8 protein-coding genes, 1 tRNA gene and 3 rRNA genes are annotated in these 16,557 nt (G+C 44.7%); 11 read left to right on the top strand and 1 reads right to left on the bottom strand.

All coding sequences use genetic code 11. The annotated features are described in order from the left end of the window. Window position 1: 1 nt before the first annotated feature. The 11 genes from HUE98_RS15735 to HUE98_RS15685 all read left to right on the top strand — a co-directional run bounded on the left by HUE98_RS15735 (window position 2) and on the right by HUE98_RS15685 (window position 13,364). On the top strand, window positions 2-523 hold the full coding sequence (locus HUE98_RS15735) for a COG3415 family protein (RefSeq protein WP_241421542.1): 522 nt from the start codon (window positions 2-4) through the stop codon (window positions 521-523). 30 nt (window positions 524-553) lie between these two features. Then, window positions 554-1,456 (top strand): quinate 5-dehydrogenase, encoded by a 903-nt coding sequence (locus tag HUE98_RS15730; RefSeq protein ID WP_241421541.1) that lies wholly within the window; start codon window positions 554-556, stop codon window positions 1,454-1,456. A gap of 56 nt (window positions 1,457-1,512) precedes the next feature. Continuing rightward, entirely contained in the window at window positions 1,513-2,598 is a 1,086-nt protein-coding gene (locus tag HUE98_RS15725) for a shikimate dehydrogenase (RefSeq protein WP_241421540.1), read from the top strand. 390 nt (window positions 2,599-2,988) lie between these two features. Beyond that, complete coding sequence (gene greA / locus HUE98_RS15720; protein ID WP_241421539.1) at window positions 2,989-3,465, top strand: transcription elongation factor GreA; 477 nt, start codon at window positions 2,989-2,991, stop codon at window positions 3,463-3,465. Window positions 3,466-3,596: 131 nt separating this feature from the next. Next, a complete protein-coding gene (gene lysS / locus HUE98_RS15715; RefSeq protein ID WP_241421538.1) occupies window positions 3,597-5,078 on the top strand; it encodes a lysine--tRNA ligase in 1,482 nt (493 codons plus the stop codon). Between the two features lie 331 nt (window positions 5,079-5,409). After that, window positions 5,410-6,039 (top strand): lipoyl(octanoyl) transferase LipB, encoded by a 630-nt coding sequence (lipB, locus tag HUE98_RS15710; RefSeq protein ID WP_241421537.1) that lies wholly within the window; start codon window positions 5,410-5,412, stop codon window positions 6,037-6,039. A gap of 556 nt (window positions 6,040-6,595) precedes the next feature. Further along, window positions 6,596-8,129: ribosomal RNA gene (locus tag HUE98_RS15705) — 16S ribosomal RNA — on the top strand. Window positions 8,130-8,454: 325 nt separating this feature from the next. Further along, window positions 8,455-11,659, top strand: a 23S ribosomal RNA gene (locus HUE98_RS15700). A gap of 437 nt (window positions 11,660-12,096) precedes the next feature. Further along, a 5S ribosomal RNA gene (rrf, locus tag HUE98_RS15695) occupies window positions 12,097-12,213 on the top strand. Together the 16S, 23S and 5S rRNA genes with 1 tRNA gene alongside form the textbook arrangement of a ribosomal RNA operon. A gap of 28 nt (window positions 12,214-12,241) precedes the next feature. After that, a tRNA-Asn gene (locus HUE98_RS15690) sits at window positions 12,242-12,316 on the top strand. A 205-nt stretch (window positions 12,317-12,521) separates the two neighbouring features. Then, entirely contained in the window at window positions 12,522-13,364 is an 843-nt protein-coding gene (locus HUE98_RS15685) for a Gmad2 immunoglobulin-like domain-containing protein (protein WP_241421536.1), read from the top strand. Between the two features lie 293 nt (window positions 13,365-13,657). Here the strand turns inward: HUE98_RS15685 and HUE98_RS15680 are convergent, their stop codons facing one another. After that, window positions 13,658-16,423 (bottom strand): UPF0182 family membrane protein, encoded by a 2,766-nt coding sequence (locus HUE98_RS15680; RefSeq protein WP_241421535.1) that lies wholly within the window; start codon window positions 16,421-16,423, stop codon window positions 13,658-13,660. Window positions 16,424-16,557: the final 134 nt, after the last annotated feature.

Raw genomic sequence — 16,557 nt, 5'->3', positions numbered from 1 at the left:
AATGGAATTAGTAAGAATTGGCAATAAGTTGGTTAGTAAAGAAAAAATATATTCCATGATTGACAGGATAATGAACCTGAGATCTAAGGGAAGTTCTCAAAGGGAAACGGCGGAGATTTTGGGGTTGGACCGTAGTTTTATTTCCCGTTTGGAGAACGTTGGTGAAGTTCGCCGGGGGGGCAAAATAGCCTTGATCGGTTTTCCGGTGAAAAACAAAGAAGAGCTGGAAGAGATGGCTCAGGGAGAGGGGATTGATTTTGTTTTACTGCTGACTGAGATTGAGAGGCGGTTATTATTAAACAATAGAAGCGGTGTTGAACTCTTAAATTACTTGATGGATATCATTGGGGAGTTGAGGGATTATGATACCGTTATTATATTGGGCTCTGATGAAAGGATTAAAATTGTGGAATCCCTTCTGGATAAGGAAGTGGTTTCCCTGGAAATCGGCAGGTCTCCCCTGACAGAAGATGTGTATGTTGAGCCGGGAGTACTGAAAAGTGTTATTTCCTCTTTAAATTGAGCTGTTATTTGACCGGAGGAGGTTATTTATTTGAAACATGTAATCAGTGTAAGTTTGGGTTCTTCTAAACGAAATCACAGTGTAGAAATTGAACTCTTAGGTGAAAAATATAAGGTGGAACGGATTGGCACCAATGGAGACATGGAAGCTATGATCAGGATGTTTAGAGAGTTGGACGGTAAAGTAGATGCTTTTGGCCTGGGAGGAATGGACTTATATATATTTGCCGGAGAAAAGCGTTATACTCTGAGAGAAGCTATAAAGGTGGTTTCTGCGGTTCAGTTAACCCCAATTTTAGATGGTTCCGGCCTGAAAAATACCCTGGAACGAAAAGCTATAAAATATTTGGAGGAAAATACTTCTTTGATTGGCCCTGAGACTAAAGTGCTGATTGTATGTGCCATGGACCGCTTTGGCATGGCTCAGTCCCTGGATTCTCTGGGATGTAAGCTGGTTTTGGGGGACTTAATGTTTGTGTTGGGACTTCCTATTCCTTTAAGGAAGATGAAAACCATGTATAGTGTTGCTAAAGTGTTGGTGCCTCTTGTCAGGCTGCTCCCCTTTAAATATCTTTATCCTACCGGCTCTAAGCAGGAGGAAGTGAAACCAAAATTTAGCCAGTATTATCTAAAGGCGGATATCATTGCCGGGGATTATCATTTTATTCGCAGGAATATGCCCCCTGGCCTGGAGGGTAAGTCTATTATCACTAACACAGTGACCTCTGAGGACGTTCAGATGCTAAAAGAAAGGGGAATTAAATATCTGGTTACCACTACCCCGGAAATCCAAGGGAGGTCCTTTGGGACCAATGTAATGGAAGCTCTGCTGGTGGCTGCTTCTGGAAAAACTACTGAGCTTACTCCGGGGGAATATAGTAAACTGCTGTCTGAAATTAACTTTGCTCCACGGGTAGAGTTGTTAAATCCGTAATTAAAGGGATACAAAAAGGATATTATAATAACTATCAATGAAGGGAGTTTAATATATTGGGCAAATTTGCGTTTATAATTCACCCCATTGAGCTGGAGGATATTTATCGTAAATATAAATTTATGCGCCGCTGGCCTAAAAAACTGGTGGAGGCGGTTGTAAAGATAGTGCCTCCCATGAAGGTTTCGGAAATTACTGGAATAAAATCCTCCCATGGGGAGACCTCCGGTTGGTTTGTTTCCTGTTCCCTTACCTCCAGGCAGATGGTCACCTTACCGGAGGATTATGTACTGGAGAAGATTATTAAATCATGTCAAAAGGCAGAGGAGCTGGGGGCGGAAATTATCGGCCTGGGGGCTATGACCTCTGTGGTGGGCGATGCCGGCATTACCATTGCCAAAAATCTAAAGGTAGCAGTTACAACGGGCAATAGTTACACGGTAGCTACGGCGCTTCAGGGGGCTAAGGAAGCAGCCCGTTTGATGGGAGTGGATATGGACCGGGCGGAAATTCTCATTGTGGGGGCTACCGGTTCTATCGGCAGTGCGGCAGCCCGTATTTTGGCCCGGGAGGCTGGATTTCTTACTCTGCTGGCCCGGGATGAGAGGAAGCTTAATGCTTTGTCACAGCGGATTATGTCGGAGAACGGTTTGGCAGTGAAGGTTACCTCCAATCTCAAAAGAGCGGTTCCTGCCGCAGACATTATTGTAACTGTTACCGGTTCTGCAGAGGCGGTAATCGATGTAAATGATTTAAAGCCTGGTGCGGTAGTGTGTGATGTGGCCCGCCCCCGGGATGTTTCAAAAAAAGTAGCAGAGCTGCGGGATGATATTTTAGTCATCGAAGGGGGCGTGGTCCGGGTGCCCGGAGAGGATGCAAACTTTAACTTTAATTTCGGATTCCCCCCCCAAACCTCTTACGCCTGTATGGCGGAAACTATGATTTTAGCTATGGAAAATCGACATGAAAATTTTTCATTGGGCAGGGATATAAGGGTCCCCCAAATTGATGTGATAAGCAATTTAGCTGATAAACACGGGTTTAAGTTAGCAGGTTTTAGAAGTTTTGAAAAAGCGGTTGAGCCGGAACAAATTAAAGGGATCAGGGAAAGAGCCCTGCAAAAAAAAGGAATACCTGTTTAAATTTTAAATTTTTTTAATTTTTGTAAGGCAGGAAAAAGGGATATCGGCAACGAATAATATTTCAATTTGAAAAATAGTGTAATGATTCATATGATTCCTAAATATTTGAAAATTTAAAACTGTTGTTGTTTGACATTATTGATATTGTATTTTATAATAGTTAAAAATTTGTGGGCAATTTATCAGCGGATATTTTTTAAGTGTCAAGGAAAACCTTGACACTATATTTATATCTTTACCTATTTAGTCATATAATAATAATCCTGCTTTTCGAATAATTAATGGCTCTTGACATATACTTGATTTAGGAAAAGTGGGGTTAGATCATAGAACAAGGTTTTACTTTAAATTAATACGAGGGTAAATCCCATGTAAAGGAGAAATCAGTGGATGGTAAGCAAAGAAGTTATTCTTACTCACGGTGGTTTACTAAAGCTAGAAAAGGAATTGGAGCAATTAAAATCAGTTAAGAGAAAAGAGGTAGCATCCCGAATTAAGATAGCTATTGATTTTGGTGATATTAGCGAAAATTCTGAATATGAGGATGCGAAAAACGAACAGGCCTTTATTGAGGGAAGGATTATAACCCTTGAGAAGATGCTGAGGAATGCTATATTAATTGATGAGGGTGAAATTAATACAGATAATGTCAGTGTAGGCAGCACTGTTACTTTGAAGGATTTAGAATTTGATGAGGATGTTGATTATACTATTGTAGGGACAGCAGAGGCAAATCCTGGGGAGAATAAGATCTCTAATGAATCACCGGTGGGAAAAGCTATTCTTGGCAAGCCCGTGGGCAGTATTGTGGAGGTTTCCGTTCCGGCAGGAAATATCAAATATCAGATTCTAAGCATAAAAAAATAAGCCAAACTGACTAAATATGAAAGTTTCCCAAATATTTCTTGATAAACCCTTTAATCCGTGCTTTAAATAAGATAATATTATATCCGGAACGAAAAAACGTTCACACCAATATATCTGCTGGAGGTTGTGTCATGAGCGAGGAAACTGTTCACGAATTGATATTGAGAAGGCATGAAAAGTTGAAAGAACTTGATGACCGGGGAATGGACCCTTATGGAGAGAAATATTTGGTTACACATCAGGCGCAAGAAATACTGGAGGGTTTTGAGGAGCTGGAGGGAAAAGAGGTAAGCCTTTGTGGCCGGATTATGACCACCAGAGGCCACGGCAAGGCGGCTTTTGCAAACCTTCAGGATGAGAGCGGACAGATACAGATTTATGCCCGTCTGGATGATCTGGGGGAAGATAACTATGAATGTTATGGTCTCCTGGACATTGGTGATATTATCGGTGTGAAGGGCAAGGTATTTAAGACCCGCCGGGGAGAGGTTACAGTTTCTATTCTAGAATTTCGACTGTTGGCCAAATCCTTAAGGCCCCTTCCGGAAAAGTGGCATGGTTTGAAGGATGTGGAACTTAGATATCGGCAGAGGTATCTGGATCTAATTGTGAATCCCCAGGTAAAGAAGGTATTCATTCAGAGGAGCAAAATAATCCAATTCATCCGGGATTTTTTAAACCGGGAGGGTTTCTTGGAAGTAGAAACTCCCACTATGCACAGCATAACCGGTGGAGCCAGTGCCCGGCCTTTTATTACCCACCACAATACGTTGAATATGAACCTGTATTTAAGAATTGCAACAGAGCTTCATCTGAAGAGGCTCCTGGTGGGTGGATTTGACCGGGTTTATGAATTGGGGAGAATATTTAGAAATGAAGGGATTTCTACCAAACATAACCCGGAATTTACCTCCATAGAGATTTATCAGTCCAATGCAGACTATTTCGATATGATGAAGCTTACGGAAAGTCTAATTGCCCATGTGGCGGAAAAGATTTTTGGTACATTGAAGATTACATACCAGGGTAATGAAATGGATTTAACCCCCCCTTGGCCGCGGATGACCATGCTGGATTCTATAAAAAAATATGCAGGTTTTGATTTTGATGAGATTAAAACTGATGAGGAAGCTTTAAAATTGGCCCGGCAGCATAAGATGGAAGTTTTTAATGATACTGTGCGGGGAGAAGTTATAAACATGTTTTTTGAAAATTATGTGGAGAAGCACCTGGTGCAGCCCACGTTTATCATGGATTATCCTTTGGAGGTGTCCCCTCTGGCCAAACGTAAGAAGGATGAACCTGGTTTTACCTATCGTTTTGAGGCATTTATGGCGGGCAGTGAGATTGCCAACGCTTTTACGGAATTGAATGATCCCATTGATCAGAGGGAAAGGTTTAAAAAACAGGTGGAAAAGAGAGCGGCGGGAGACGAAGAAGCTCATATGATGGATGAGGACTTTATTACTGCTCTGGAATATGGCATGCCCCCTGCCGGAGGGTTAGGTATTGGAATCGATCGGCTGGTTATGCTGTTAACTGATTCTCCTTCCATCAGGGACGTGCTGCTTTTCCCAACCCTGCGCCCCCGGGAAGACATCAGCAGCCCCTAAGGATTTTGCAGGTAAACAGGTAAATATGTAGTGTAAACATGGAAAAAGCATGGAAAAAGCATGGAAAAACATGTAGTAAGTGTGGATAAAGCATGTAAAAAGTGTGGAAAAAACACCTTGGTCTCAGGATGTCATAAGGGGAGGTGTTTTTCCTTTTCCTGAGTTATCAAGTTGTCAAGGGCATGGGTTAAAACATTTTCATTATTGGCGCATAAACTTGACGAAGCAGGAAAACAGCTTGTGAAGAGAATGCTGGGGCCAGGTCTCTGCTGGAGAAACTGGAACTAGCCGGGAATGATTAAATTTAACAAAGAAAAAGGTGCTGTTATAATTGTTACAAGTCATAGACTGGGGGAGCATGGAATATTCCAGGGGGTATGAGCAGCAGCAAAGATTAGTGAAGGCTCGGTCACAAGAACTTATCCCGGATACGCTGATACTGGTCAGTCATCCTCCTGTATTCACCATAGGTTGCCGGGGAAGCAGAAAGGAAATACTGGCCTCGGAGGACGTGCTGAAAGGGGCAGGAATTTCGGTTAAAAAAGTAGACCGGGGAGGAGCGGTTACTTATCATGGGCCCGGTCAATTGGTGGTATATCCAATTCTTGACTTGCGTAGTCAGGGAAGAAATCTGCACGATTTAATATATAAGTATGAGGCGGCAGTGATTTCCACCCTGAAGTGTTTTCGTATTTCCGCCGGCAGGAACCCTGAATATATTGGTGTATGGGTGTCAGGTCATAAGATATGCGCCGTCGGTATTGGGGTAAAGCATTGGATCAGCTATCATGGATTGGCTTTAAATATTAGTACAAATCTGGACCATTACAATTATATTGTTCCCTGCGGCATTACTCACCTGGGAATCACTTCAATGGAAAAGGTTTTAAACAAGCCCGTACAACATGATGAAGTAAAGAAAGCCTTTGTGAAAGCTTTTATTGAAGAGTTTGGTTATTAGAAAAACTGTTAAAAGCCATCTCTTTTCTTAAGTTAAATAATTTTATTCTACTGCATAATTAGCCATATTTTATTACATACTAAATGGATAAGTTATTAGTTATAAATTATAAATCAAAGAAATGAATTGAAGAAATATCTTCCATTAGTCCGAAGGAATGTTTGAAAAATATATCAAATTTTTATTGTTTTGTTATGCCTATTGCTGTCATAGAATGTTATTTTATGAACTTTTCTAAAACTTTTCAGAAAAGCTTGACAGTGCAAAAAAAACGTGGTAAGATTATGTTCGTGCCTGATACGGGCATTGTTCTTTGAAAACTAAACAGGACTCACTAGACTTAAGGCTTTTAAAAGCCAAGAGTCAAAAAGTTTTTAAGCCAAGAAGGCGATTTATTGATGAATCATTAATAAATCCCTTTCAATTCCTAATAACGACCGATTCAAAATTGGTAGGGATAAATAGTCCCTATCACGGACAAAAGGTCAGCGTTACGAAGCAAAGGCAGACGAACTGGTTAAAATCCTCTAAGACCTTCGGGTAAGAGGTTCAATAATAACTGGAGAGTTTGATCCTGGCTCAGGACGAACGCTGGCGGCGTGCCTAACACATGCAAGTCGAACGGGGTGCAGCATCTGGCTTGCCAGAAGCTGTTACCTAGTGGCGAACGGGTGAGTAACACGTGGGCAACCTGCCCAAGAGACTGGGATAACAGTTCGAAAGGACTGCTAATACCGGATACCCTATAAAGGAGGCATCTCCATTATAGGAAAGGATTTATCGCTCTTGGATGGGCCCGCGTCCCATTAGCTAGTTGGTGAGGTAACGGCTCACCAAGGCTCCGATGGGTAGCCGGCCTGAGAGGGTGTACGGCCACACTGGGACTGAGACACGGCCCAGACTCCTACGGGAGGCAGCAGTGGGGAATATTGCGCAATGGGGGCAACCCTGACGCAGCGACGCCGCGTGAGCGATGACGGCCTTCGGGTTGTAAAGCTCTGTCAAGGGGGAAGACCAAAAGACGGTACCCCTGGAGGAAGCCCCGGCTAACTACGTGCCAGCAGCCGCGGTAAAACGTAGGGGGCGAGCGTTGTCCGGAATTACTGGGCGTAAAGGGCGTGTAGGCGGTTAAGAAAGTCAGCTGTGAAAACCCAGGGCTTAACCCTGGACCTGCAGTTGAAACTTCTTAACTTGAGTGCAGGAGAGGAGAGTGGAATTCCCGGTGTAGCGGTGACATGCGTAGATATCGGGAGGAACACCAGTGGCGAAGGCGACTCTCTGGCCTGTAACTGACGCTGAGGCGCGAAAGCGTGGGGAGCAAACAGGATTAGATACCCTGGTAGTCCACGCCGTAAACGATGGGTACTAGGTGTAGGGGGTTTAGATACCTTCTGTGCCGCAGTTAACACATTAAGTACCCCGCCTGGGGAGTACGGCCGCAAGGTTGAAACTCAAAGGAATTGACGGGGGCCCGCACAAGCGGTGGAGCATGTGGTTTAATTCGAAGCAACGCGAAGAACCTTACCAGGACTTGACATATACCTGACGCAGCTAGGAAACTAATTGTTTCCCTTCGGGGACGGGTATACAGGTGGTGCATGGTTGTCGTCAGCTCGTGTCGTGAGATGTTGGGTTAAGTCCCGCAACGAGCGCAACCCTTGTCCTTAGTTGCCAGCATGTAAAGATGGGCACTCTAGGGAGACTGCCGGTGACAAACCGGAGGAAGGTGGGGATGACGTCAAATCATTATGCCCTTTATGTCCTGGGCTACACACGTGCTACAATGGCCTGTACAACGGGTTGCGAAGGGGTGACCTGGAGCTAATCCTATAAAGCAGGTCTCAGTTCGGATTGCAGGCTGCAATTCGCCTGCATGAAGTCGGAATCGCTAGTAATCGTGGATCAGCATGCCGCGGTGAATACGTTCCCGGGCCTTGTACACACCGCCCGTCACACCACGAAAGTCTGCAACACCCGAAGCCGGTGGAGCTAACCGTTTACGGAAGCAGCCGTCGAAGGTGGGGTAGGTGATTGGGGTGAAGTCGTAACAAGGTAGCCGTATCGGAAGGTGCGGCTGGATCACCTCCTTTCTAAGGATAATCAAACCCTGGCACAGCCAATAAACGGTTACACCGTTTATGATACTACCGTGAAAACGGGCCAGAGTTTAAAGAACTAAACCTGACAACGACGTTTAGGGTATAGTTAAAGGGAGATATGAGTAAAAACATTACTCTCTCTCCAAAATCCTTAGCGTTCCGGTAACCCCGGAATCAGCTAGGTGTGTGTAACAAAATAGTGAGTCCTGCTTAGTTTTCAGGGAACAACAGAACCCTGAAATGAAAAAGTTTTATAGTAAGTAAATAGCATTATTGTTCTTTGAAAACTGAACAGCGGAAACGAAGATTTAAGTAAAGTCAAGTTAGAAAGAGCGTACGGTGGATGCCTAGGTGCCAGGAGACGAAGAAGGGCGCAGCGAGCTGCGATAACCTTCGGGTAGCCGCAAGCAGGCGATAATCCGAAGGTTCCCGAATGGGGCAACCTAATGCGGTAAAGCCGCATTAAGCTGGGGCCAAAACCATTAACCCCAGCTGGTGAGACCCGGGGAACTGAAACATCTTAGTACCCGGAGGAAAAGAAAACAATAGTGATTCCCTTAGTAGCGGCGAGCGAAGGGGGAAGAGCCCAAACCTGTACCGTGTTAAATCCTGCCGGAGTTGCGGTATAGGGGTTGTGGGGATTGCTTTTTGACTGGCGGCAGCCATTCAGAGGAGTCAAAAACCTTGAGTTTAGTCGAATCTACTGGAAAGTAGAGCCACAGAAGGTGAAAGCCCTGTAGACGAAAAGCCCAAGGCTCCTCAAGCGATTACCCGAGTAGCGCGGGACACGTGTTACCCCGTGTGAATCAGGGAGGCCCACCTCCCAAGGCTAAATACTACCTGGCAACCGATAGCGGAGCAGTACCGTGAGGGAAAGGTGAAAAGCACCCCGGAAGGGGAGTGAAATAGAACCTGAAACCGTATGCTTACAAGCGGTCAGAGCCCTATTGGAGTTTACTCCAAGGGTGATGGCGTACTTTTTGTAGAACGGGCCGGTGAGTTACGATCAGCAGCAAGGTTAAGGCACTAAGTGCCGAAGCCGCAGCGAAAGCGAGTCTTAATAGGGCGACTATTAGTTGCTGGTCGTAGACCCGAAACCGAGTGATCTACCCATGGCCAGGGTGAAGCTCGTTTAAACGCGAGTGGAGGCCCGCACCCACCAATGTTGAAAAATTGGGGGATGAGCTGTGGGTAGTGGTGAAATGCTAATCGAACTCGGAAATAGCTGGTTCTCCCCGAAATAGCTTTAGGGCTAGCCTCAAGATAAAAGAATCGCGGAGGTAGAGCACTGATTGGGCTAGGGGCCCTACAAGGTTACCGATCTCAGTCAAACTCCGAATGCCGCAGATTTGTTTCTTGGGAGTCAGACTATGTGAGATAAGTTTCATAGTCAAGAGGGAAACAGCCCAGACCGTCAGCTAAGGTCCCTAAATTCAGGCTAAGTGGAAAAGGATGTGGAATTGCCCAGACAACCAGGATGTTGGCTTAGAAGCAGCCACCATTCAAAGAGTGCGTAATAGCTCACTGGTCAAGTGATTCTGCGCCGAAAATGTAACGGGGCTAAGCCTGATACCGAAGCTACGGCTTATTGGAGGTTAGAAGTTAGAGGTTGGAAATTGGAAAAAGATTAGAGGTATGAGTTGAGCAGTCAAATTAGACGTTCAGCCGTCAGTATCCCATTAAATATCGCCAAGAATACGATATATTGGGAAAGCAGCTAAAGTGAGCTGATACAAACCTGGCGAAAGATCTAACCTCCAACATCTAACTTCTAACCTCCAGTAGGGGTAGGGGAGCGTTCCATACGCATAGAAGCTATACCGTAAGGAGTAGTGGAGTATATGGAAGTGAGAATGCCGGTATGAGTAACGAAAAGGCGAGTGAGAATCTCGCCCGCCGCAAGCCTAAGGTTTCCTGAGGAAGGTTCGTCCGCTCAGGGTAAGCCGGGACCTAAGCCGAGGCCGAAAGGCGTAGGCGATGGACAACTGGTGGATATTCCAGTGCCACCTTTATCCGTTAATAGCGAAGGGGTGACGCAGGAGGGTAGGTACAGCGCACCGTTGGTTGAGTGCGTCTAAGCGTGTAGGTAGCAGGGATAGGCAAATCCGTCCCTGTGTTGATCCGAGGCGCGATGGGGAGCGAAATTTAAGTAGCGAACTGGCTGAACCCACACTGCCGAGAAAAGCCTCTAGTCAGGATAAAAGGTGCCCGTACCGCAAACCGACACAGGTAGGCGAGGAGAGGATCCTAAGGCGCGCGGGAGAACCCTTGTTAAGGAACTCGGCAAACTAACCCCGTAACTTAGGGAGAAGGGGTGCCCCATTAGGGTGAGAGGACTTGCTCCTTTAGCCTGAAGGGGTCGCAGAGAATAGGCCCAAGCGACTGTTTACCAAAAACACAGGTCTCTGCTAAGTCGTAAGACGAAGTATAGGGGCTGACGCCTGCCCGGTGCTGGAAGGTTAAGGGGAAGGGTTAGTGAGTTTTTCGGAACTTGCGAAGCTCTGAACTCAAGCCCCAGTAAACGGCGGCCGTAACTATAACGGTCCTAAGGTAGCGAAATTCCTTGTCGGGTAAGTTCCGACCCGCACGAAAGGCGTAACGACTTGGGCGCTGTCTCAACAAGGGACCCGGTGAAATTGTAATACCTGTGAAGATACAGGTTACCCACGACAAGACGGAAAGACCCCGTGGAGCTTTACTGCAACCTGATATTGGATTTTGGTACTGGATGTACAGGATAGGTGGGAGGCATCGATATGTGGGCGCCAGCCTGCATGGAGCCACTGTTGGGATACCACCCTTTCAGTATTGGAATTCTAACCTTTGGCCGTGAATCCGGTCTAGGGACAGTGTCAGGCGGGCAGTTTGACTGGGGCGGTCGCCTCCCAAAATGTAACGGAGGCGTCCAAAGGTTCCCTCAGCGCGGTTGGGAATCGCGCGTAGAGTATAAAGGCATAAGGGAGCTTAACTGTGAGACCGACGGGTCGAACAGGGACGAAAGTCGGGCTTAGTGATCCGGTGGTTCTTAGTGGTAGGGCCATCGCTCAACGGATAAAAGCTACCCCGGGGATAACAGGCTTATCTCCCCCAAGAGTCCACATCGACGGGGAGGTTTGGCACCTCGATGTCGGCTCATCGCATCCTGGGGCTGTAGTAGGTCCCAAGGGTTGGGCTGTTCGCCCATTAAAGCGGTACGTGAGCTGGGTTCAGAACGTCGTGAGACAGTTCGGTCCCTATCTGTCGTGGGCGTAGGAAACTTGAGGAGGTCTGTCCCTAGTACGAGAGGACCGGGATGGACGGACCGCTGGTGTATCAGTTGTTCTGCCAAGGGCATAGCTGAGTAGCCAAGTCCGGGAGGGATAAGCGCTGAAAGCATCTAAGCGCGAAGCCTTCTCCAAGATAAGGTTTCCCATCCGTAAAAGGAATAAGACCCCAGGAAGAAGACCTGGTTGATAGGCCGGAAGTGTAAGAGCAGTAATGCTTTCAGCGGACCGGTACTAATAGGTCGAGGACTTGACCCACAAAAAATTCGTTTCCGCTGTACAGTTTTGAGAGAACAAACTTTCTCTATAATTTTATGTCTGTAGAATGAATCTTAAGAGAACAGTTTAAAAATAAGACGTGAGAATCACTATCAAAGTCATATTGATTAAGCTTCAAGTCTGCGGAAGAATCAAGTGAACAGTTCGATTTAAAACCAGGCGTGAGCATCACTATCAAAGGCATATTGTTTAAGCTGCAAGTCTGCGGAAGAAGAATCGAGTAAACAGTTCGATTTAAAAATCAGAAGTAAGTACAGATTCCTTATAAGCTGCAAGTCAGTGGAATGAATCTGTGTGAACAGTTCGATTGAAAATCGTGTGAACACGGATTCATTCCACTGACGAGCTCTCTATAAGGTAAACATTAGTTCCATTCGTAAAATCGTGTGAACGAAATTCATTCAAAGACAACCTTTTCTGGTGAAGATAGCGGAGGGGCCACACCCGTTCCCATCTCGAACACGGAAGTTAAGCCCTCCAGCGCCGATGGTACTTGGGACGCGAGTCCCCGGGAGAGTAGGTCTTCGCCGGAAATTAATTTTTTTATTAAAAAGTTTGTACTCCTCAGTAGCTCAACGGTAGAGCAATCGGCTGTTAACCGATAGGCTGTAGGTTCGAGTCCTACCTGGGGAGCCATTTTTTTTTGTACTCTTCTTTTGTGGGCACTATAATCATAGCTTTTTACTTTGATTTTTGTAAAATTAAAGTTTAAAAAAATATAATAATTACTTAATAATATACAGGTAGGTAAATGAATATGTTTATCGAAAGTATTAATACAAACGTCATCAAGAACACCTTTGTTTTTCTGATGAAACATAATATAATGGAGGGAGAAAATTTGCTTAGAAAAGTTCTAGTGTTTTCATTGATTATGGTTTTAATTGTTTCGTTGTCTTTGCTGGGTATGGGTTGTGAAAGTAATGGGGATGGAATACCAGATGAGAATCCCATAGTAAATGGAAATGGTAGCGAAAACGGAAATGATAATGAAGATAATAATAATGATCATGAAGAACCCATTGATTCTGAAAAGCTGCCGGAAGAGATTGAAGATTGGCTGAACAGTTCTTTAACTATGAACATGGGACAGTCAAGGGTTTATGAAGATGAATTGTATATCCTGGTTACATACGGGGAAAAGGCTACAGGAGGATATGAAGTTAATATTACCGATGTCAATATTACTGGTGAAAGTGTAGAAGTATCAGTAGATTTTAAAGCCCCTAAGGAGGGGGATATGGTTACCCAGGTAATTACTTATCCCTATGCTTTAGAGGTGATTGAAAAGGTTAATTTACCAGTTATTTTTATACTTTCAGGAGATGAGGAATATCTAATGATTCTGAGGGGAGTTGAGGAATTGAAGCCTATTGTGGCAGAATCTCCTTTTATTAAAATATTTGAACCTGCCCCTAACAGTACCGTTGGTGATAAATTTAGCATTTCAGGAATCGCCAGTGTTTACGAGGGGAATATTGTTTACGAAATAATTGATGAAAATGGAAAATCACTGTATGAACATTATACTACTGCCGGGATGGGGGATTGGTATCATTTTGAGATTGATATTAATCTTCCGGAGGAGACTAGCAATAGCTTTAAGGTAGAGATGTACTCTCCCAGTGCTATTGATGGCAGTAAGACTAACCTGGTAAGCCTACCTTTAAAAATTAGCGATTAAAGGCATATGACAATATTTTAGATACTAGAGGATAGTGACATCCTCACGGGGTTAATAGACTCCAAGGATTGCCGCCGATATTTCTAAATACTAGATACTAAATACTGTCGAGAAAGATAAAAAGTTTGTCCCTCCGCACAACAAAGCCGGACCTAATGGTCCGGCTTTGTTGTGCGGGAATATCTTGCGGCAGCGATACACCGTCTTATCAAAAATATAAGCTAAAAACATTCATGTTCGGCTGGAGTATCTTAGTTGAGGCACATATTAACGATTCCCTCATTGAAATCCAGTTATTCTATCGGGTCCAATTCCTCCGGTGAAAGCATTTCCTCTTCCCAGAGCTCCTCTTCTTCTATAATTTCTTCTATCATAGGCACATCTACGATTTCCGCAAGGCTCTTCAGTGTTGATTCCAGCTCCTCTTGAATTCTTCCGTAACCAGTCCAGTCGCTCTGGCCCAGGGCTTCTTTTGCTTCGGTGATTAGTCGATTGGCTCTTATAATTAGTTCTTCTACCGTGCCGGCCTCTTCCTCTTCCGTCGTAGTATCGGGAGCATCTCCAAAAATGCGGTTTAGAGCTTTCTTGAGAGTTTCCTCCATAACTAAGTTTTCTTCGTGCATAACGATAACCCGGACCAGCTCCGGCTGTTCTCCCTGGTCAGCCTGCAGGAAAACAGGTTCCACATACAGGATAGAATTGTTTATGGGCAGAACCAGCAGGTTGCCCCGAATTACCCTAGAACCTCTCTGATCCCACAGAGTTAGCTGTGAGGATATTTCCGTGTCCTGGTCGATTCTTCCTTCCACCTGTCGGGGTCCCAGGACGGTCTGTTCACGGGGGAAACGGTAGACTACTCTTTCTCCATAATGTTCCGGGTCACAGCGGGCAGCCATCCAGGCCACCATGTTATCTCTGCGAATGGGATTATAGGGAAGCATCAGCACGAATTCCGGTTCCTGTTCTCCGGGGAGCTGTAGGATAGTGTAGTAGGGCTCCACCTGTATCTGCTGTCCATCATAGTTTTCTAAAGGAATGGTCCATTCGTCCTCTTTATTGTAAAAAACTCTGACGTCTTCCATATGGTATTGGGCATAGACCTGGCTCTGCAGATTGAAAAGATCCTCGGGATAACGAAAATGATTCTTAAGCCCTGTGGGCATATCCGCCACCGGCTTGAAAAGGTCAGGGAAAATGCCCTTGTAAACTTGTATTAATGGGTCAGAGTCGTCAACTATATAATAGTCCACCTCACCATTGTAAGCGTCAATAACTATCTTAACAGAGTTTCTTATATAGTTTACCCCTCCGAAAGGTTCCGAGTATGGGTAATTACTGCTGGTGGTATAAGCATCCAGCATCCAGAATAATCTGCCTTCACTGACCACCAGGTAAGGATCCTGATCATATTGTAGGAAAGGAGCAATTTTTCGGACTCTGGTATTAATATTCCGGTCGAAGAGCACCTGGCTGTCGTTGATGACGTCGTTGGAAAGAAGCAGTCGGTAATCGTTGAAGCGCAGCGAGAACAGGACTTTTCTAAAAAAGGAGTTGATGGTTACGCCGCTTTCTTCCTCATACATAGAATAAGCATTAGTTGTTCCCAAAGGATAGTCAAATTCTTCAGTTAAGGTATTGACAATTACATAGGGGTCAGTTTTCTCCCCATAATAGATTTCCGGTCTGTCAATTGCCAGATCCGTTTGAGTAGTGGGAGGTATATTTCTAACCATGAACTGCGGAAGCCCTTCAGAAGTAGCTTCGTTTACCGGACTCATGGCAAAACCGTAACCATGGGTATATTTTAATCTCAAGTTAACCCAAGTTTTTGCCGTTTCCGATAGTTCGTTTTGGTCAAGTTCCCGGGCGGAGAGCATCACCTGCCGGTAGGTTCCGTCCAGAATATATCGGTCGATGTCTATGTCATGGAACTTATAATAAGGTCTGATCCCCTGAAGCTGGTTGTAGGTGGTCTTGATGGGTCGGTAGTCCCACAGCCGGATGTTTTGAATGGTCCCCTGGTTCTGATCCAGTATCTCTGGATCAAGCTGGGTTGAAATTGAATATGTTTCCGTTCTAACATCGTCCAGGGCAAAAGCTTTCCGAGTAAATTCAATATTATGTTCTAGATAGGGCATTTCCATGGTCAGTTCGTTAGGCTCAACCCGGAAATTTTGGATAGCCGCTGGATAAATGGAACCCAGCAAAAGAGAGGCGATAATCAACGCTCCTGCAGCCATGGGCAGGCTTCGGGTACTAGGCTTGAAAGATTTAAAAATAAGAAATAATGCAAGGCCCAGTGATATGAACATCAAAACCCTAAGCATCGGGATCTGTACGGTCACATCGGTATAACCGGCACCAAAGGCAGCTCCTCGAGGAGAAAACAGCATTTCATAAATTTTTAGGTGGTAGTCATAAGCTTTAAGAAGGAAAAAGAAGGAAACCAGCAGAGAAAGATGCTTTTTACCCTCCAACTGATTCCACCAGCCGGTTGGGGAGGCTTCTGGAGACATGCTTATGGTGAGATAAAGACCTCCTATGGTAATAATGGACAGAACCAGCAGTGAGGTTAGATAGTCTTTAACCAGGAGAAAAAAGGGCAGCTCAAACATGTAAAAACCTACATCCCGGTTTAAAATAGGTTCGGTAATATCAAAAGAAGTGCGGTTAACATATTGTAACACGGTCATCCATTGTTCACCGGAGGCAGCAGAAAACAGTAGAGCTACCAGTCCGCTGGCTCCCAAAGCCAGTAAAGTATAAGTTTTTGGGACTAAAAGATTCCCTATTTGACTTTTGAAAAGTTTGTGCCGGAGCATCAAGTTGGACGGGTTTAGAACGGCATTTCGGGCCAGCATTAGATTGAGAAACAACACACCAAAAATTCCTAAAAAATAAAGTACACTAATTCCTATCTGACTAAAAAGGATTGTGGTAAACACGGACCCGTAATCCAGGCTTTGAAACCAGAGTAAGTCCAGATAAAAGCGGTTTAATACATTAAAAAACACGAAAAGTAAAGCCAGTGCGATAAATATTACGTATTTTCGTTTCATGGTTATTCTCCCCTCCCGGAGCAATAGTATTTTTTAAATGAACTGCCAGATAAAGCGATATGAAAGCCGAACCGATTATGACAAGAATATAGCTTTTTTAGAGGAATGTAACCTTAGCAGTCACATTTATAATA

It is taken from the genome of Candidatus Contubernalis alkalaceticus, assembly GCF_022558445.1.
GTDB classification, from domain to species: domain Bacteria; phylum Bacillota; class Dethiobacteria; order SKNC01; family SKNC01; genus Contubernalis; species Contubernalis alkaliaceticus.
This window is presented reverse-complemented; position numbering and strand designations above follow the sequence as displayed.

What these genes read in the sequence shown, in the direction of transcription:
- lysS (WP_241421538.1), top strand. Translation starts at nt 3,597, where the DNA reads ATGAGCGAGGAAACTGTTCACGAATTGATATTGAGAAGGCATGAAAAG.
- HUE98_RS15735 (WP_241421542.1), top strand. Translation starts at nt 2, where the DNA reads ATGGAATTAGTAAGAATTGGCAATAAGTTGGTTAGTAAAGAAAAAATA.
- HUE98_RS15680 (WP_241421535.1), bottom strand. Translation starts at nt 16,423, where the DNA reads ATGAAACGAAAATACGTAATATTTATCGCACTGGCTTTACTTTTCGTG.
- greA (WP_241421539.1), top strand. Translation starts at nt 2,989, where the DNA reads ATGGTAAGCAAAGAAGTTATTCTTACTCACGGTGGTTTACTAAAGCTA.